Annotated in this window: 12 protein-coding genes and 2 pseudogenes; 6 read left to right on the top strand and 8 right to left on the bottom strand. The window is 65.2% G+C overall.

Features of this window, described 5'->3' with window-relative positions; all coding sequences use genetic code 11:
* Nucleotides 1-1,785, top strand: a 1,785-nt coding sequence (locus H3V53_RS33665; RefSeq protein ID WP_336601519.1) for an AsmA family protein, incomplete at its 5' end; no start/stop codon positions are given.
* Nucleotides 1,786-2,023: 238 nt separating this feature from the next.
* Here H3V53_RS33665 and H3V53_RS33660 read toward each other — a convergent pair.
* Nucleotides 2,024-2,521 (bottom strand): hypothetical protein, encoded by a 498-nt coding sequence (locus H3V53_RS33660; RefSeq protein WP_054926743.1) that lies wholly within the window; start codon nucleotides 2,519-2,521, stop codon nucleotides 2,024-2,026.
* Between the two features lie 519 nt (nucleotides 2,522-3,040).
* Here H3V53_RS33660 and H3V53_RS33655 point away from each other — a divergent pair.
* The 3 genes and pseudogenes from H3V53_RS33655 to H3V53_RS33645 all read left to right on the top strand — a co-directional run bounded on the left by H3V53_RS33655 (nucleotide 3,041) and on the right by H3V53_RS33645 (nucleotide 7,385).
* On the top strand, nucleotides 3,041-4,651 hold the full coding sequence (locus H3V53_RS33655; RefSeq protein WP_336601518.1) for a sensor histidine kinase: 1,611 nt from the start codon (nucleotides 3,041-3,043) through the stop codon (nucleotides 4,649-4,651).
* Nucleotides 4,652-4,813: 162 nt separating this feature from the next.
* Nucleotides 4,814-5,305, top strand: coding sequence for a response regulator (locus H3V53_RS33650; RefSeq protein ID WP_336601517.1), 492 nt, complete (start codon nucleotides 4,814-4,816; stop codon nucleotides 5,303-5,305).
* A gap of 87 nt (nucleotides 5,306-5,392) precedes the next feature.
* A pseudogene (locus H3V53_RS33645) lies at nucleotides 5,393-7,385 on the top strand (hybrid sensor histidine kinase/response regulator).
* Nucleotides 7,386-7,492: 107 nt separating this feature from the next.
* On the opposite strand, the gene mscL reads toward H3V53_RS33645, so the two are convergent.
* From mscL to mfd, 5 genes and pseudogenes are all read right to left on the bottom strand, one after another.
* Nucleotides 7,493-7,942, bottom strand: a complete 450-nt coding sequence (gene mscL, locus H3V53_RS33640; protein ID WP_054926746.1) for a large conductance mechanosensitive channel protein MscL — start codon at nucleotides 7,940-7,942, stop codon at nucleotides 7,493-7,495.
* Nucleotides 7,943-8,205: 263 nt separating this feature from the next.
* Nucleotides 8,206-9,227, bottom strand: a pseudogene (locus H3V53_RS33635) (threonine/serine dehydratase).
* A 74-nt stretch (nucleotides 9,228-9,301) separates the two neighbouring features.
* Nucleotides 9,302-10,549, bottom strand: coding sequence for an acetylornithine deacetylase (gene argE / locus H3V53_RS33630; protein ID WP_336601516.1), 1,248 nt, complete (start codon nucleotides 10,547-10,549; stop codon nucleotides 9,302-9,304).
* A 162-nt stretch (nucleotides 10,550-10,711) separates the two neighbouring features.
* Nucleotides 10,712-11,884 carry a M20 family metallopeptidase gene (locus tag H3V53_RS33625; RefSeq protein WP_336601515.1) on the bottom strand — a complete coding sequence of 391 codons (1,173 nt, stop codon included), beginning with the start codon at nucleotides 11,882-11,884 and terminating at the stop codon, nucleotides 10,712-10,714.
* A gap of 10 nt (nucleotides 11,885-11,894) precedes the next feature.
* Nucleotides 11,895-15,383, bottom strand: coding sequence for a transcription-repair coupling factor (mfd, locus tag H3V53_RS33620; protein ID WP_336601514.1), 3,489 nt, complete (start codon nucleotides 15,381-15,383; stop codon nucleotides 11,895-11,897).
* Between the two features lie 249 nt (nucleotides 15,384-15,632).
* Here mfd and ispD point away from each other — a divergent pair, with 249 nt between their 5' ends.
* Both ispD and ispF read left to right on the top strand, forming a co-directional pair.
* Nucleotides 15,633-16,343, top strand: a complete 711-nt coding sequence (gene ispD / locus H3V53_RS33615) for a 2-C-methyl-D-erythritol 4-phosphate cytidylyltransferase (RefSeq protein WP_336601513.1) — start codon at nucleotides 15,633-15,635, stop codon at nucleotides 16,341-16,343.
* A 72-nt stretch (nucleotides 16,344-16,415) separates the two neighbouring features.
* Nucleotides 16,416-16,895, top strand: a complete 480-nt coding sequence (gene ispF, locus H3V53_RS33610) for a 2-C-methyl-D-erythritol 2,4-cyclodiphosphate synthase (protein ID WP_336601512.1) — start codon at nucleotides 16,416-16,418, stop codon at nucleotides 16,893-16,895.
* Nucleotides 16,896-17,067: 172 nt separating this feature from the next.
* Here the strand turns inward: ispF and H3V53_RS33605 are convergent, their stop codons facing one another.
* Nucleotides 17,068-17,592 carry a carboxymuconolactone decarboxylase family protein gene (locus H3V53_RS33605; RefSeq protein WP_054926752.1) on the bottom strand — a complete coding sequence of 175 codons (525 nt, stop codon included), beginning with the start codon at nucleotides 17,590-17,592 and terminating at the stop codon, nucleotides 17,068-17,070.
* Nucleotides 17,593-17,667: 75 nt separating this feature from the next.
* Nucleotides 17,668-18,216 carry a redoxin domain-containing protein gene (locus tag H3V53_RS33600; RefSeq protein ID WP_054926753.1) on the bottom strand — a complete coding sequence of 183 codons (549 nt, stop codon included), beginning with the start codon at nucleotides 18,214-18,216 and terminating at the stop codon, nucleotides 17,668-17,670.
* Between the last annotated feature and the right edge of the window lie 37 nt (nucleotides 18,217-18,253).

Here is an 18,253-nt window from a genome sequence, read left to right as displayed (position 1 = left end):
GTGCCGGTGGCGTCGGCGCCCGCGGGTACGGCCACGGGTGCCAGCACGGTCACAGGCGCAGCGACGCCGGCAGCGGGTGGCGGCGCATCGAGCCTCACGAGCGAAAGCGCGTCGGCACCGTCGGCGGCATCCAGCGCGCCCGCGAGCGCTACGACGGGCACGGCTGTCACGCAGCGCCAGACCGCGCCACAATATGGCATTGGCTGGACCGTAAAGGGCACGTACAACCGCTCGCCGGTGTCCGGCAGCGGCAAGTTCGGCGGCGTGCTCGCGTTGCAGGACAGGTCGCGGCCATTCCCTGTACAGGCCGACGTGAAGGCGGGCGATTTGCGCATCGCGATGGTCGGCACGGTCACCGATCCTGCGCATCTCGCGGCCGTCGATCTGCGCCTGTGGCTGCAAGGCACGAGCCTCGATCATCTGTATGACCTCACGGGCATCACGCTGCCGGAAACGCCGCCGTACGCGACGGAAGGTCACCTGATCGGCAATTTCAAGCAGGGCGGCAGCGTATTCCGGTATGAAAATTTTACAGGGCGCGTCGGCGGCAGCGATCTGAACGGCACGCTCGTCTACACGCAACGCGAGCCGCGTCCGCTGCTGCAAGGCACGCTCGTGTCGAATCTGCTGCAGTTCAAGGACCTTGCGCCGGTCATCGGCGCCGACAGCAACGCAAGCAAGGCGCGGCGCGGTGAGAAGAAACGCCAGCCGTCGAGCAAGGCGCTGCCGACGGAAGAGTTCAAGACGGACCGCTGGAAGGCGATCGATGCCGACGTCAAGTTCACGGGCCGCCGCATCGTTAAGGACCCGGCGCTGCCTATCACCGACCTGTACACGCATCTCGTGATGACGGATGGCATGCTGTCGCTGGAGCCGTTGAAGTTCGGCGTGGCGGGCGGCTCGCTTGCGTCGAACATTCATCTGGACGGCAGCGCGACGCCGCTGAAGGGGCGCTTCTCGACGCAGGCGCGCCACCTGAAGCTCAAGCAGCTACTGCCGACCGCAAAGGCGATGCAGAACGCGCTCGGCGAAATCAACGGCGACGCGGCGCTGTCTGCGACGGGCAACTCGCCTGCGGCGCTGGCGGGCACGTCGAACGGCGAGGTCAAACTGCTGATCACCGACGGCGCCATCAGCCGGCTGCTGATGGAGGCAGCCGGACTCAATGTGGCGAATGTCGTCTACGAGAAGCTGTTTGGCAATCGCGACGTGCAGATTAATTGCGCGGCCGCCGATTTCGTCGTGACGGACGGTGTGCTCGATTCGCGCGTCTTCGCGCTCGATACGCAGGACGCCGTGATCAATGTCGACGGCAAGGTGAACATGAAGGACGAGTCGATGGATCTGGGCGTGCATCCGCACACGAAGGGCTTTCGCATCTTTTCGCTGCGCTCGCCGCTTTATGTGAAGGGCACCTTCAAGGACCCGCACGTCGGCGTCAATGCGGCGGCGCTCGCCGTGCGCGGCGGCGCGATGGTCGGTCTCGGGCTGATCAATCCGTTTGCCGCGCTGATTCCGCTGATCGCGCCGAGCAACAACAAGCCGCTGCCGTGTCACCAACTGATGACGGCCATGGAGGCGCAGGGGCCGATCGCGCCGCCGCCGGGGCAAAAACAGAAGACGAAGGGGGGCACACTGCCGGCGGGGACGCCGGGGGCGGCGGACGCCTCGGCCGCATCGGCGGCTGGATCGGCCACGCCGCCGCAGAAGAAGCCGGCTGCGCCGGCGGGCAATGGCGCGGCGCTGCCCGGACCGGCGAACGCGGCCGATTTCAAGGGGAGCTGACGGGGGTTGTCGGGGGAGTTGGGGGTGCTCGACACGGCAGCCGAGCGCGGATCGTTGAGCGCGAAACGATTTATCGGACTCATCGCGCACTCATTGATTCGTCACTCGAAACACTGCCCGCAGAAAACAGCACGGCCGCGATATTCGCGGCCGTGCTGTTTATGCTGCTGTGAAATCCCGGATGGCGCGCACGGATGGCAGATGACGCTTAACGCGTGCAATCCGTGCGAAATCGGATCTATCGCAACGAACGCGGCGTCGCGTCGCCGGCCGCGTCCTGACGACGCACGCCGCGTCGCGTGCCTGCCGCTGCGCGCGTCGCGCCGAACTCGGGCAGGATGCGCGCCCGCGCACGGCTCGCGAACACCAGAAAACCGAAGCCGTCGGCTTCATACCAGTAGCCGCCGTTCTCCAGCCCGTCGAGCGGTTGCTCAAGTGCATTCGCGATGGATTCAATGCAGCGCCGTCGCAATTCGGCGACGGCGGGATAGGGCGGCTGCGCGCCGCGCACGCTGCACAGCAGGACATCGAGTCCGGGCAGCACGTGCGCGTACAGAACGGGCTCGTCCTGCGCGCGTGCACGCGCGATCTTGGTGTCGAGTTGACCGAAGGGCTTGAAGTGCCGCAGCACAGCGAGGAACGACTCGTCGCCGTCCACCTTCGCGCGCCTGCGCTTTTTCGGGAAGGACATAAAAACTCGCCTGAAAAAGAATTGCAAGAAACGCAGCGTCCTCATGCGACCACTCCCGGCTTCGCGCGCCGCACGTCGATCTTTTATAGCATACGAAAATGCCGGATACACGGTGATTCGTCTGTCTCACTCCATCGTCCGTGCGAATCAGGCCGAATCGCGTCGCCGTGCGCTTTCGCATCCCCTGTGCATCTGGGTTCAATAATAGACTCACCCGCGCTGTGCGTGTTTCCGGACCCTTAAAAAAAGACATTTTTATGTGCGCCACCCCCTTGAGCGCGCGCATTGAAATATCCGCTGTGCCCGCCGATAATGGCCGCGTCCCAGTTGCGGCGCGGCTCAGAAGCGTGGCGTCACGCTGTCACGGGCTCACGCGCGCAGCGCATGAGTGAAAATATCGATGGCATTTGCCGCGCAGCAACGCTACGCGCGCCTCGCGCGAAGACGATGTATGCGCGCCGCTCATGATTCGCGCCCGGGTCCGCGTGGCAATGGGAATGCACGCGCAGTTTCCAACGTACGCTCGCCGCCTCAACCGATCGTGCCGAACCACGCCAGGCGCCGATGAAACTGTTCACCAAGGGTCTATTGCTGATCGCATTGCCGAGCGCCATCGAACTGGCGCTGCTTGGCGTCGTGTTCGACATGCAGGCGCAAACCGCGCGCGCCGTCGAACGCTCGTCGGACAGCAAGCAGATTCTCTATCAGGCGGCCGCGCTGGAAAATCCGATGCTGCGGCAAGTCGCGCGTGTGCGCGCGGGCATCGCGACGGGCGACCCGTCGTTCATGGACCGTCATGCGGCGTGGATCGACATCAGCGACCGGCTCGCGCGGCTGGAGCAGGCCGTCGCCGATACCCCCAGCCAGGTGGCGCGCGTCGTCCGCATGCGCGAGGCCGCCGACAGCTATCGGCAGCAGGCGCTGTCCGTCGCGCAGTCGCTGCGTACGGGCGCGACGATGAAGCCGTTCGTCACGCTCGAAGGCGGCGAGCTGCCCGCGCGGGTCGTGAGCTTTCGCCAGCAACTGGGCGATTTCATCGGCGAGGCATCGCGGCTCGAAGCCGAGCGCAACGCCACGCTCGCGCGAACGCGGCGACTGCAGCAATACACGCTTGCGGGCGCCGTGATCGGCTCGATGCTGCTGTGGGCGGGGACGGCATTCGCGTTCGCGCGCGGCATCGGCCGGCGCCTGGACGTGCTCGCGGAAAACGCGCAGCGCCTCGCGAGCGGTCGGCCGCTGCCGAGGCCGCTTGCCGGCGACGACGAGATCGCCGCGCTCGATGCGGCGCTGCATCGCACGAGCGCGCTGCTGCGCGTGGCGGACCAGAATCAGGCGGCGCTGAAAGCGTCGCTGCAAACGCGTGCGCAGGAACTGGCGCGCGTCAACGAAACGCTGCGTCAGGCGACGCAGGACAACGAGATGTTCATCTACAGCGTGTCGCACGATCTGCGCTCGCCGCTCGTGAACATGCAGGGCTTTTCGAAGGAGCTGCAGGTTTCGTGTGACGAACTGCGCGCGACCGTCGTCGAAGCCGGCTTGCCCGACGTCGAGCATAAGCGGCTCACGCAGATGCTCGACGGCGACGTGCAGGAGTCGCTGCGCTTCGTGCGTTCGTCCGTGACGCGCGCCGCGGGCATCATCGACGCGCTGCTGCGCATCTCGCGCGCCGGGCGGCTCGACTATCAATGGCAGCGCGTGAGCGTGGGCCGCGCGGTCGCGCGGGCCGTCGACGCACTGCAAAAACGCATCGACGAGCGCGCCGCCGTCGTCGTCGTGCGCGAGCTGCCGACGGCGTGGGGCGATCCGTCCGCGATCGAGCAGGTGTTTAGTCAGTTGCTCGCGAACGCCGTCAATTTTCTCGATCCGTCGCGCCCCGGGCGCATCGAAGTCGGCGCGCTCGATGGCGCGCCTGATGCAGGGGCATCAGCGGTGGCCGCGCGCACGCGCACCTACTTCGTGCGCGACAACGGCCTGGGCATTCCCGCGGCGTATATGTCGAAAGTGTTTCGCGCGTTCCAGCGGCTGCATGGCGAAGTCGCGCAGGGCGACGGGATCGGCCTCGCACTCGTGCGGCGCACCGTCGAGCGGCATGGCGGACGCGTATGGGTCGAATCGGCGGAAGGCGCCGGCTCGACATTCTTCGTCACGCTGCCGGATCAGCCGCTGCGTCACTGACGCGCAGCGTGCGAGTCGCCGTAAGCGAAGCCCGCAACTGGTCGTAAGCGAAGCCACGCATAATATCGGACAGTGAGTCGTACCATGGGATGCAGTCGCGCCTAGTCGCGCGATGCCCGATGCAGGATAGCGCGAATGCAGCGCACAGGCGCCGGAGGAAACATGTCACACGGGGAAGCGGTCGGCAATTCGGTCGGCATCGTGCTGATCGAGGATGATGACGGGCACGCGACGCTTGTCGAGCGCAATCTGCGCCGCGCGGGCATTTCCAACGGTTTCGTGCGCTTCGCCGACGGTCAGGAGGCGCTCGATTATTTTTTCGGCGAGCCACGGCCGGGGCAGGGCGCACAAGGCCGTCCATCGCGGGACCATCTCTCGAACTACGTCGTGCTGCTGGACCTGAAGATGCCGCGCGTCGACGGCTTCGAAGTGCTGCGGCGCCTGAAGGCGTCGCCGTCGACGGCATCGATGCCCGTCATCGTGCTCACCACCACCGACGATCCGCGCGAGATCGAGCGCTGCTACGAACTCGGCTGCAACGTCTACATCACGAAGCCGGTCGAATACGATGCGTTCATCGAGGCGGTGCGGCGGCTCGGCTTTTTCCTGCAGGTCGTCAAGCTGCCGCCGGGACAGCGCTATGCACCGGCATAATGGTCGACTCTCGCTCCGTCGGGATGCGGCCTTGCTGTCACACACGTTCGCTATCGTCCGAAGTCCCATTGAACTGAACCATCCTGCATGACAGAAGACGTCACCACGCCACTCGCCGCGCATGTGCTCGTCGTCGATGACGACGAAGGCATCTTGCGCCTCGCGCGCAAGTCGCTGGAGCGCGCGGGCTGCCGCGTCGAATCGAGCAGCAGCGTCGAGGCCGCGCGGCGCGCCATCGCCGCGGGCGCGCCCGATCTGATCGTGCTCGACTATCAGCTGAACGGCGCGGAGACAGGGCTCGACTTTTTCCGCCGGCTGCGCAGCGAGGGCGTGCGCATTCCCGCCATTCTCGTCACCGGCTTCACGGACGAATCGCGCGTGATCGAGGCGCTGCGCTCGGGTGTCTCCGATGTCGTGCCGAAAGCGGGCGACTACCTCGACTATCTGCCCGAAGCCGTCGAACGGGTGCTCGCGCAGATGCGGCTGCAGCGGGCGTCGGCGGAGGCGCTGCTATTGCGCGAGCGCGAGGCGCAATACCGCACGCTGTCGGAAGCGCTGCCGCATCTGGTGCTGACCTGCAACGCCAACGGCGACTGCGATTTCCTGTCGAAGCAGTGGGTCGAATACACCGGGCTCGACGGCGCGAATGCGCTGGGTCTCGCATGGCTCGACGCCGTTCATCCCGACGACCGCGAAGCGGTGCGCCGCAGTTGGCTCAAGGCGGTGCGCGGCGACACCAGCGACTATCGCAACGAATTCCGCATTCGCCGCCGCGACGGCGCGTACCGTTGGTTCGACGCACGCATCGCCGCGATGCGCGACGCGAGCGGCGCCGTCAGCAAGTGGTTCGGCAGTTGCACGGACATCCATTCGCAACGAGAAGCAAGCGACGAGCGCGAGCGCCTGCTGGCGTCGGCGCAGGCCGCGCGACAGGCGGCCGAAGAGGCGAACCGCGCAAAGGACCGTTTTCTCGCCATGCTGTCGCACGAACTGCGCACGCCGCTCACGCCCGTGCTGGCGGGGGCACGCATGCTCGAAATGATGCCGGACCTGCCCGATGCCGTGCGCGCGGGCGTGGTGATGATTCGCCGCAATGTCGAGCTGGAAGCGCGCCTCATCGACGACCTGCTCGACCTGACGCGGGTGGCGAACGGCAAGTTGCGTCTGTCGCTGGAAACGGTGGATGTGCACGACGTGATCGACAGTGTGCTCGAACTGTTCCGCAGCGAGATCCAGACCAAGCAGCAAGACGTGCATGTCAGCAAGGACGCGCATCATCATTTCGTGATCGCCGATCGCGCGCGGCTGCAGCAGATGCTGTGGAACCTGATCCGCAACGCCGCGAAGTTCACGCCGGACGGCGGCCATATCTACGTGCGCACGCGCGACGAAAGAATGCACGTGCAGATTTCGATCGAGGACACGGGCGTCGGCATCGAGCCCGACCAGATCGGCAAGCTGTTCAACGCGTTCGAGCAGGGCAGCCAGAACATGTCGCGGCAATTCGGCGGACTTGGGTTGGGCCTTGCGATCACGAAGGCGCTCACCGATGCGCACGGCGGCACTGTCACCGCGCAAAGTCCCGGTGCGCACTGCGGCGCGACGTTCACGATCACGCTCCCCACGGCCGAGGAACCCGCCGCGGCGCCGACCGCGCCCGAAGCGGCAAGCGTGCAGTCCGCGGGGGGGGCTGGCGATCCTCCTGATCGAGGACCATGTGGATACGGCCGAAGTCATGGCGCAACTGATGCGCACGCTCGGCCACGACGTGACCGTGGTCGGACGTGTGGCGGATGCGCTGGCGGCAACGCAGGGCGCGTCATTCGATCTGGTCGTCAGCGACGTCGGCCTGCCGGACGGCACGGGCCTCGATTTCATCAAGGCGTTCCGCGAGCGCGACGACGCGCCTGCCGTCGCGTTGACGGGGTTCGGCAGTGACGAGGATATCCGGCGGTGTCTCGAGGCGGGCTTCACGTCCCATCTGACGAAGCCCGTCAATTTCACGCAGCTCGAACAGGCCATAGAAGGCGCGGCGGCCGCGAAAGCGCAAAAAAACGCAAGCGAAAGGCGCACAGGCTAGGCGCGCGCCATTCAGCCGATGGGCCGAAGCGACAGGGCCTGTCGCGCTACACACGCGACAGGCCCCGGCCATTTGCGGATGGCGCCGCACGAGGCGGCGCGTGGAAATCAGATGCGCGGCGAGTTCTTCAGCGAATCGCGAATCTCGCGCAGCAGCAGCACGTCTTCGGGCGTGGGCGGCGGCGCTTCGGGCGCGGCGGGTGCCGGGCTGCGCAGCTTGTTGATGAACTTCACCATCATGAAGATGATGAACGCGAGAATCACGAAGTTGATCGCTACCGTAATGAACGCGCCGTAGCCGAACACCGCGACGCCGGCCGTTTGCAAGTCCTTGTAAGAATCGGGGTTGCCCTTGAAGTTTGCGGGGATATGTCCGAGCAGGATGAACTTGTTGGAGAAATCGAGGCCGCCCGTCGCGACGCCGACGACAGGCATGATCAGATCCTTCACGACGGAGTTCACGATCGTCGAAAACGCTCCGCCGATGATCACGCCGACCGCGAGATCCATCACGTTGCCTTTGAGGGCAAATTCCTTGAATTCCTTGACCATGCTCATCGGGCTGTTCTCCTTGAAGTCGATGGCGACATGATAGCCAACGATCGGCGCAGCGGGAAATGATTTGGCGCCTGATCGCGCGCTTTGTCCAGACGCGGGACTAAACGGCCGCCACGTCGCGAAAGTGACGCGGAACTGACCGCACTTGCAAACGGCGCACCTGCGATGGACCGTGAATGGGCTTGGCGGTGAGCTTCGACCGTCCGCGGCTATGGTCGTCACTAGCGATGCCGCGATGGCACCGTAAAATCGACCGCGCCGGCTCAGACCTCCGCGGCCCGCGCCTGTTCGATATGCGCGGAGAACGTAGTGGGACCGGTATTCGTCCCGCATAGCAGCACGCCGACGCGCTTGCCTTGCAGTTGCTCGCGCAACGGACCGAGCAGGGCGGCTGTCGCGGCGGCGCAGGCGGGTTCGACGGCCAGCTTCAGTTGCGTGAACAGCGTGAGCATCGCGGCGCGCAGCGCGTCGTCGTGACGGTGACGAGCCGGTCGATATGACGGCGGCACAGTTCGTAGCTGTACTGCTCCGTGTGCGGCGCCATCAACGAGTCGGCGATCGAATGCATGTGGGTCATCTTGACCGTGTGATTCGCGGCGAAGCTGCGGCTCATCACGTCGGCGCCTTCGGGCTCGACGCCGTACACATGCACGCGCGGATTGGCGAGGCGCAGCGCCGTCGACACGCCCGCCGCAAGCCCACCGCCGCCGACGGGCACGATCACGGCATCGAGGTCGGGCGTCTGCGTGGCCCACTCGTAGCCCAGCGTGGCCGTGCCGAGCACCGTCCGGTAGCTGTTGTACGGGTGCACGAAATAGCGGCCTTCTTCGGCCTCGATTCGCCGCACGATGTCGAATGCTTCCGTCACGTCGGCCGCCATCACCACTTCCGCACGGTATTGACGGCACAGCGCGATGCGTGCGGGATTGGCCGCGTGCATCACGACGACCTTCGCGCTCACGCCCAGGCGCATGGCCGCGTACGCGACGGCGACGGCGTGATTCCCGCCCGACACGCAGGTGACGCCCGCGCTGCGCTGCCCTTCGTCGAGCGCGAGCAGATTCGTGAACGCGCCGCGCGTCTTGAAGCTGCCGCCCGCCTGCAGCAGCTCGAACTTGAAGTTGACGAGCGTGCCTTCGAGCGTCGGAAAATCGAGCCGGTCGAACACGGGCGTGCGCGCCACCCAGGGCGTCAGCGCGAAGTGTTGCGAGGCGATGTCGTCGAGCGTCGGAATCGGCTCGCCGTCGATCGTGTGGTCGGTATGCTGCGGCGTGGCGGTGGACATGGCGTGCGTACTCGTGTGTGGGTGCGGTCCGCGTTCGATGTCTTGTCGTTCGGTCTTGTTATGTCGTGCTTCGATCAGTGCGCCTGCGCATCGACCGACATGCTGTGAATGAACTTGCCGAGAAACTGTTCGCACTGCGCGAGCTGAGGGAGCGTGACGAACTCGTTCGCCTTGTGCGCCTGCACGATGTCGCCGGGTCCGCACACGATGCTCGGAATGCCTGCCAGCGAGAACAGGCCCGCTTCCGTGCCGTACGCGACCTTGCGCTTGTCCTGGTCGGCGGTGAGGGCGCGCACGAGCTGCGTAATGGCCGCCTGTTCGGTTGCATCGAGTCCCGGCGCCGCGGCGATCTTCGCGAATTGGATCGCGGCCGCTTCGTGCTCGCGCTTCATCTTCGGCAACAGCGTTTCGCGCGCATATTGCTCGATGCGCGCGAAGATCGGCTCGGGATCGAGCGTCGGCAGATTACGGAACTCGAACTCGAAGCTGCATTCGGCGGGCACCGTGTTGATCGCGTTGCCGCCTTTGATTGTGCTGGTTTGCGCCGTTGTGAACGGCACGTCGTAGAGTTCGTCGAACGGGCCTTGCTCGCGAAACTGGTCGGCCATGTCGCGGATGAAGCAGATCAGGCGCGCCGCGTATTCGATTGCGTTCAAACCTTTCGGCGTCAGTGACGAATGCGCCGCGAAGCCGCGCACGCAGCACTGATACGCGTTGATGCCCTTGTGCGCGATGATCGGGCGCATGCTGGTCGGCTCGCCGACGATGCAGCCATCCGGCTTGACGCCGCGCTTCATCAGTTCGGCGATCATCAGCGGTGCGCCGACGCAGCCCACTTCTTCGTCAAACGACAGCGCGAGGTGGATCGGCTTCGCGAGCTTCGTGCTTTGCATTTGCGGCACGAGCGTCAGCGCCGCGCCGATGAACCCCTTCATGTCGCAGGTGCCGCGACCATACAGTTTGTCGCCGCGCACTTCGGGCTTGAACGGGTCGCTGTCCCAGTTCTGGCCGTCGACGGGCACGACATCCGTGTGGCCCGACAGCACGATTCCGCCATTGGTTTCGCCGTCATGCGCCGGAATGGTCGCGAACAGGTTGGCCCATTTGCCGCTGTCGTCGTGCGTGAGCGTCGCTTCGATGCCGCGCTCGCGCAACGCATCGCGCACCGTTTCGATCAGTCCGAGGTTCGGATTGCGGCTGACCGTATCCATCGACACGAGGCGCGTGACCCAGGGAAGCGAAGCAGGGGAAGAAGCGTTGGCGGCTGCAGCGGAAGAGGCGGGCGTTGATGCGGACAGCGCTTGTTCAGCGACCTGTGACATGACTTGGGCTCCAGCTTGTGTGTCTTTCGATCATACCCAAAAAACGCTTAATTGGGCGAAACGTGTCGGGGGTCAGGCTTGCGCGGCGGGGCTTGGCGCGATGCAGCAATCGTTTTGCGCACATCCAAAACGCGTGTTTGACGGCGTTTTGGCCCGCGCGTTTCAGCTGCCGAGCAGCACGTGCAACGCGCGTTCATAGACGCGATAAACGGGCGCAATCGAAGCGAGTTCGACGCGTTCGTTGGCGGCGTGAATGCCTTCATAGCGCACGCCGAAGCCGCACAGCGCGGGAACGCCCAACGAGGCCAGATAGTTGCCGATGCTCGACGGCCCCGCAACGTCGCGCGGCAGGTCGGTGCCAAGTTCGTCGAACGCGCGCGGATGGACGCGGCGCGCTAGCGGGTGCGAATCCGCGACGCGATACGCGGGCCAACCCGCGATCCATTCGATCGACGTCGCCAGCGCGGCATCGTAATGCGCGTCGTGCTCGCGAACGGCGGCTTCGATCGCGCCCCGCGCGGCTTGCGCATCGAAGCCCGGCGTGAGCCGGCAATCGATGCTCAGCTCGCAACGGTCCGGCACGCGGGTGAAGGTGCCGTCGCCGGCACGAAGGCCCGTGAGGGTGAGTTGCGCGGCGCGGCCGAACGCACGCTCGAACGGCAGTGCGGCTTTGCTCAGCGCCGTGGCGAGCTGCGCGCCGCGTATCGCTGCGTTCAGTCCGAGCGTGCTGCTCGCACCCGAGTGCGCGGCTATCCCGCGCACGACGATCCGCGCGCGCAGAAAGCCGCGCGCGCCAACCACAATGCGGTCGATGCCCGGATAGCCGATCAACACGCCATCCGGCCGGGGCGCGTCGGGTGCATCGAAAAACGCGCGCGCACCGCCGAATCCGCCCGTGTGTTCATCGAGATCGAACAGCACGCCGAGCGTGCCTTTCATGTCGCCTGTGCGCTGCGCGAATGCAGCGGCGAGGTGCGCAAAGATCGCGACGGCCGCTTTACTGTCGGCGCTGCCGCGTCCATACAGCCAGCCGTTTTCGACATGTGCGCTCAACGGCGCGCGCGTCCACGTCGCTTCGTCGCCGAAGCTCGCGGTGTCGAGCGTGGCGTTCAGCAGGTAGTGCGGACCGCTCGCCGCGCCGCGTATCTGGACATACAGGCCGAGCGGTTCGCCGTTGCCCGATGCGAGCCTGCGTGCGGGAACGCCGTTCGCGGCGAGCCACGCTTCGACGCGTTCGAGCACGGGTGCGCATGCATCGATGCCGCCGCGACTGGGCGTGCGCACGAGCGCCGTCAACAGATCGACGATCGATGCCGTATCGACAGCGCCCGTCATGCTGCGCGCTTTACGACGCGACGCGCTGACCCGCTGCGCCCTTGGCCGGCGTGCCGAGCGCGCGCAGCGTTTCCTTCACGGTCGCCACGCGCACCGCGAAGTCCGGGCTGCGGGTTTCGATGCGCAGTTTGTCCTGGCCCGCGAGCCTGATGTGCTTGTGCTTCTGTACCATTTCGATGATCCGCATCGCGTCGATGGGCGGATTCGGAACGAACTGCAGCCCGATCACCGCTTCGCCCGCGTCGATCTTCGAAATGCCGAGCGGCTTGGCAGCAAGACGCAAACGATGCGTTTCGACCAGCGCGTGCGCCTGCGGCGGCATCTTGCCGAAGCGGTCGATCAGTTCTTCCTGGATTGCGTCGATCGAATCGTTGTGCTCGCAGTTAGCGAGCCGCTTGTACAGCGACAGACGCTCCTGGACGTCGCCGCAATAGTCGGCGGGCAAGATGGCGGGCGTATGCAGGTTGATCTCGGTCGTTGCGGCCAGCGGCGCCGTCAGATCCGGCTCCTTGCCGTTTTTCAGCGCCTTGACGGCGTCGTTGAGCATGTCGGTGTAAAGCTGGAAGCCGATCTCGTGAATCTCGCCCGACTGCTTGTCGCCGAGCACTTCGCCCGTGCCGCGAATTTCGAGGTCGTGCATCGCGAGATAAAACCCCGCGCCGAGTTCTTCCATCTGCTGGATCGCTTCGAGCCGCCGCTGCGCCTGTTTCGTCAGACCTTGCGGATCATGCACGAGCAGATACGAATACGCCTGGTGATGCGAACGCCCGACGCGCCCGCGCAACTGGTGCAACTGCGCAAGCCCGAACTTGTCCGAGCGATGGATCAGGATCGTGTTGGCGCTCGGCACGTCGATGCCTGTTTCGATGATGGTCGTGCACAGCAGCACGTTGGCGCGCTGCGCGACAAAATCGCGCATCACGCGTTCGAGTTCGCGCTCGTGCATCTGGCCGTGCGCGACGGCAATGCGCGCTTCGGGCACCAGCGCTTCGAGCATCTGGCGGCGGTTCTCGATGGTCTCGACTTCGTTGTGCAGGAAATACACCTGGCCGCCGCGTTTCAGTTCGCGCAGCATCGCTTCGCGGATCACGCCGTCTTCCTCGCGGCGCACGAAGGTCTTGATCGCGAGGCGCTTTTGCGGCGCGGTGGCGATCACCGAGAAATCGCGCAAGCCTTCGAGCGCCATGCCGAGCGTGCGCGGAATTGGCGTCGCGGTGAGCGTCAGTACGTCGACTTCGGCGCGCAGCGCTTTCAGCGCTTCCTTCTGGCGCACGCCGAAACGGTGCTCCTCGTCGATGATCACGAGCCCGAGGCGCTTGAACTGCACGTCGGACGACAGCAGCTTGTGCGTGCCGATCACGATATCGACGCTGCCTTCGTTGATCTGCTGGATGGCCGAACTCACTTCCTTGCCCGTCTTGAAGCGCGACAGTTCAGCGATGCGCACGGGCCAGTCGGAGAAACGGTCGGTGAAAGTCTGCGTGTGCTGTTCGGCGAGCAGCGTGGTCGGCGACAGCAGCGCGACCTGCTTGCCGCCCATCACTGCGATGAACGCCGCGCGCAACGCCACTTCCGTCTTGCCAAAGCCGACGTCGCCGCACACGAGGCGGTCCATTGGCTTGCCGCTCGTCATATCGCCGATCACGGCGGCGATTGCCGCGGCCTGGTCGGGCGTTTCCTCGAAGCCGAAACTCTCGGCGAACTTCACGTAATCGCGCGGATCGAGCTTGAACGCATGGCCTTCGCGCGCGGCTCGGCGCGCGTACAGGTTCAGCAGTTCGGCTGCCGTGTCGCGGATCTGCTGCGCGGCCTTGCGTTTGGCCTTTTCCCACTGGCCCGAGCCGAGCGCGTGCAACGGCGCGCTTTCGGGGTCCGCGCCGCTGTAGCGCGAGATCACGTGCAATTGCGAAACAGGCACGTAGAGCTTGCTGTCGCCCTGGTATTCGAGGTGCAGGAACTCGGTTTCGCCTTCGCCGAGATCCATCGTCACGAGGCCCATGTAACGGCCGATGCCGTGCTGCGAATGCACGACGGGGTCGCCGACCTTCAACTCCGAGAGGTCGCGCACCATCGAATCGACGTTGCTCGCCTGCTCCTGGCGACGCCGTCCCGCGCGGCGCGCGAGCGGGCCGTACAGCTCCGTTTCGGTGATGATCGCGACGCTTTCGCCTGGAATCGTAAAACCGTTTGCGAGCGGCGCGACGCCGAGCGCGAAGCGGGCGTCGGTGATCAGCCAGTCGTTGAAGCTGTCGGCGGAAGCGGGGCGCAGTTCGTTTTCCGCCAGCAGTTGCGCGATGGTTTCGCGGCGCCCCGCCGATTCCGCGGCGAACAGCACGCGGTTCGGCGTCGTGTCCAGATAGGCGCGCAGCGCGGAAACGGGATCATCCGCGTGGCGGTCGATCGCGAGGTTCGGCAGCGGCACGGCCCAGCCGCCGCCCGCGTTGCCGGGCAGCGCAAGACGCGCGAACGGCTTGGCGAGCACGAAGAAGTCTTCGTCGGACAGAAAGAGGCGCTGGGGTTCGAGGATAGGCCGGTCCCGGTCGTGCGACAGAAAGCTGTAGCGCTGCTTCGTGTCAGCCGTGAAGCGCCGGATGGCCGCCTCCAGATCGCCCACGAACGCGAGCTGCGCGCCTTGCGGCAAGTAGTGAAACAGTGTGGCCGTCTCTTCGAAGAACAGCGGCAAATAATATTCGATACCCGCCGACGGCACGCCGTTGCCGATGTCTTTATAAATCGACGCGCGGCTCGGGTCGCCCTCGAACACCTCGCGCCAACGGCTGCGGAAAGCGGTGCGCGCCGCTTCGTCGAATGGAAACTCGCGGCCCGGCAGCAGGCGTACGTCTTTCACGGGATACAGGCTGCGCTGCGAATCGGGATCGAACGCGCGGATCGAATCCACTTGATCGTCGAACAGGTCGATCCGGTAAGGCAGCGGCGAGCCCATCGGGAACAGGTCGATCAGCGAGCCGCGCACGCAGTATTCGCCGGGACGCACCACCTGGCTCACGTGCTCGTAGCCGGCGAGCGTCAACTGCGCCTTCAGCTTCGCTTCGTCGAGACGCTCGCCTTGCGAGAACGAAAACGTGTACGCGGCCATGAAGGACGCGGGCGGCATCCGGTACAGCGCGGTTGTCGCGGGCACGAGCAGGATATCGCAGCGGCCTTCGCCGAGGTCGTGCAAGGTGGCGAGGCGCTCGGAGACGAGGTCCTGGTGCGGTGAGAACGAGTCGTACGGCAGCGTTTCCCAGTCGGGCAACACGCGGATGCGCGCATCCGGCGCAAAGAACGCGAGTTCCTGCGAGAGCCGCTGCGCATCGACGGCGCTCGCGCAGACGACAGCCAGCAGCGGCACGTGCTGCCTGTACGCGAGGTGATAGCGCGCGATCAGCAGCGCGTCGGACGAGCCGTGCGTGCCGTCGAACACGAAACGCTGGCCGGCCTTGACCAGCGCGACGGGCATGGGAGCGGAAGACTGCGTGGATGCGGCGATGTCGGGCATAAACGGGAAACGGCTCGTGGATGACGCCAATAAACGGTCGGACGGCTGTGAAACAGCAACTGGGCCCGGGCAATGCCGGTGAACGATCACCGGCAAGCAACGCGCCCAGCCAATGAAAACCGCCAGCGGGCGCCTTGACGGCGCGTCGCTGGCGCAATGCGAGCGGCAATCTTACGCGTGCCGCGAGGTGCGTGCTGCAGACCTATTATAAAATCCGTCCTTCACTTTGACCTGCAACGCGCCTGATCCGTGACTTCCCGTCTCTTTGCACTGATTCCCTGCGCCGGCACGGGCAGCCGCTCGGGCGCGCCGATGCCCAAGCAGTATCGAACCGTCGGCGGCCGCGACATGCTGCATTACTCGCTCGCCGCGTTCGACGCCTGCAGCGAATTCGCGCAAACGCTCGTCGTGATCGCACCCGACGACCAGCACTTCGACGCGCGCCGCTTCGCCGGCTTGCGCTTCGCGGTACAGCGCTGCGGCGGGCCGTCGCGGCAGGCGTCCGTGTTGAACGGCCTGCACGCCCTCGCCGGGTTCGGCGCGCACGACAGCGACTGGGTGCTCGTACACGACGCCGCGCGTCCGGGCATTACGCCTGTGCTGATCCGCGCGCTGGTCGGCGCGCTGAAGGACGACGCCGTGGGCGGCATCATGGCGCTGCCCGTCGCCGATACGCTCAAGCGCGTGACGCCGGGCACCGACAACCGCATCGATCACACCGAGCCGCGCGATGGCCTGTGGCAGGCGCAGACGCCTCAGATGTTCCGCATCGGCATGCTGCGCGAGGCGATCCTGCGCGCGCAGGGCGATGGCCACGATCTCACCGACGAAGCGAGCGCCATTGAATGGTCCGGGCACGCGCCCAAACTGGTGCAGGGCAGCTTGCGCAATTTCAAGGTCACGTACCCTGAAGATTTCGATCTGGCCGAGGCGATTCTCGCGCGCGGTGCGACGGGCTGACGGAACGCTCGTTCCTGCGCGGAGGCTGCGACACGGATCACGCTTTTCACGAAACAACGGAACCACACGCATATGGATTTGAGAATCGGACAAGGCTATGACGTTCACGCACTGGTGCCGGGACGGCCGCTGATCATCGGCGGCGTGACGATTCCGTACGAGCGCGGGCTGCTCGGCCATTCGGATGCCGACGTGCTGCTGCACGCGATCACCGACGCGCTGTTCGGCGCCGCGGCCCTCGGCGACATCGGCCGGCATTTCCCCGACACCGCGACGGAGTTCAAAGGCGCGAATAGCCGCGTGCTGCTGCGCGAGTGCGCGGCACGCATCGCAAAAGCCGGCTTCAAGATCCAGAACGTCGACAGCACGGTGATCGCGCAGGCGCCGAAGCTCGCGCCCCATATCGACGGCATGCGCGCGCATATCGCGGAAGACCTGAATCTGCCCATCGATCGCGTCAACGTGAAAGCCAAGACCAACGAGAAACTCGGCTATCTCGGGCGAGGCGAGGGCATCGAGGCGCAAGCGGCCGTGCTGTTGCTGCGCGCGTGAGCGTGCCTGCGTGCGGCGCGGGTCATCGTTGCGTCCGTCGCGCGCATCGGCCTGCGTGAATGCGCATCGTTTGACGGTTAAACAAGCGCGGTCAATGAGCCGCGTTGTCAGGCAAAACGCCACGCTAAACGCGTGGCGTTTTGCTGTTGGTACGGAGCGCGCGGCGCGCGGCTTACTTGCCCTCAGCCACGATCACTTGCGCCGCGGCGTTCACCACCGACGCGATCCGGCCGACGTCGCGCAGTTGCGTCGAGCTCATGCCTTCGGCGACCAGCGTGTCGAAGTGCGACTTCACGCAGAAATGGCACTTGCCGATGATCGACGCGGCGAGCGCGTACATTTCGAAACGACGTTTGTCGACGCCGCCGTGCGACGCATAAGCGTTCATCCGCAAGCCGGCGGGCTGCGATTTCAGATCGGCACTGTCCGTCATCTCGACGTACGGATACCAGACGTTGTTCATACCCATCAGCGCGGCGGCCGTCAGCGCGCCGTTCACTTCTTCCGGCGACAGGACACCCGCGTCGCGGATGGCGGCGATGATCTTCGGGCTCTTCGCGGCGAACGCGGCGGCCAGCGCCACGCCGACGGCATCGTTGCCTTCCAGCGACGAGCGGGCAATCGTGCCGTCCAGGTTCAGGCGAATGTCTTTCGCGTAGTCAGGAATGAGTTCTTTAATCGCCGAAATGAATTCCATTGATATCTCCTATCAATTAGCCGTTAAAAAAGCCCGCTGGCCTTTTCAAGCTTAGCGGGCTTTCGACTGCACGTCTTACAGCGTCGCGCCGCCGACTGCGCGGTTGCACGGGCACAGTTCGTCCGTTTGCAGGCCGTCCAGAATGCGCAGGACTTCTTCGGGGTTACGGCCGACGTTCAGGTTGTTCACCGAAACGTGCTGGATCGTGTTGTCCGGATCGACGATGAACGTCGCGCGCAGCGCAACGCCCGCTTCCTTGTCGCGCACGCCGAGCTGGTCGATCAGTTCGCCCTTGACGTCGCCGAACGCGTAGTGGTTCAGCTTGTTCAGGTCTTTGTGTTCACGGCGCCATGCGAGCTTGACGAATTCGTTGTCCACGCTGCCGCCGAGCAGAACGGCATCGCGCTCTTCGAAGTCTTTGGCCAGCTTGGCGAATTCGACGATTTCCGTCGGGCAAACGAACGTGAAGTCCTTCGGGTAGAAGTAGATGATCTTCCACTTGCCCGGGAACGACGATTCCGTGATCTCTTCGAACGCAGACACGCCGTTTTCTTCATGGTTGTTGAAACCCGGCTTCGCAGCGGTGACGGTAAAGGCTTCGAGCTTATCGCCGACAGTTTTCATGCGCTGACTCCTTGAGAATTGGCAAATGAGATTCGAA

Source organism: Paraburkholderia bengalensis, from assembly GCF_037126505.1.
Taxonomy (GTDB): Bacteria; Pseudomonadota; Gammaproteobacteria; order Burkholderiales; family Burkholderiaceae; genus Paraburkholderia; species Paraburkholderia bengalensis.
The sequence above is the reverse complement of the archived record's forward strand: the minus strand, read 5'-3'. Positions and strand labels throughout refer to the sequence as shown.

What these genes read in the sequence shown, in the direction of transcription:
- H3V53_RS33660 (WP_054926743.1), bottom strand. Translation starts at nt 2,521, where the DNA reads ATGAGGACGCTGCGTTTCTTGCAATTCTTTTTCAGGCGAGTTTTTATG.
- H3V53_RS33655 (WP_336601518.1), top strand. Translation starts at nt 3,041, where the DNA reads ATGAAACTGTTCACCAAGGGTCTATTGCTGATCGCATTGCCGAGCGCC.
- H3V53_RS33650 (WP_336601517.1), top strand. Translation starts at nt 4,814, where the DNA reads ATGTCACACGGGGAAGCGGTCGGCAATTCGGTCGGCATCGTGCTGATC.
- mscL (WP_054926746.1), bottom strand. Translation starts at nt 7,942, where the DNA reads ATGAGCATGGTCAAGGAATTCAAGGAATTTGCCCTCAAAGGCAACGTG.
- argE (WP_336601516.1), bottom strand. Translation starts at nt 10,549, where the DNA reads ATGTCACAGGTCGCTGAACAAGCGCTGTCCGCATCAACGCCCGCCTCT.
- H3V53_RS33625 (WP_336601515.1), bottom strand. Translation starts at nt 11,884, where the DNA reads ATGACGGGCGCTGTCGATACGGCATCGATCGTCGATCTGTTGACGGCG.
- mfd (WP_336601514.1), bottom strand. Translation starts at nt 15,383, where the DNA reads ATGCCCGACATCGCCGCATCCACGCAGTCTTCCGCTCCCATGCCCGTC.
- ispF (WP_336601512.1), top strand. Translation starts at nt 16,416, where the DNA reads ATGGATTTGAGAATCGGACAAGGCTATGACGTTCACGCACTGGTGCCG.
- H3V53_RS33605 (WP_054926752.1), bottom strand. Translation starts at nt 17,592, where the DNA reads ATGGAATTCATTTCGGCGATTAAAGAACTCATTCCTGACTACGCGAAA.
- H3V53_RS33600 (WP_054926753.1), bottom strand. Translation starts at nt 18,216, where the DNA reads ATGAAAACTGTCGGCGATAAGCTCGAAGCCTTTACCGTCACCGCTGCG.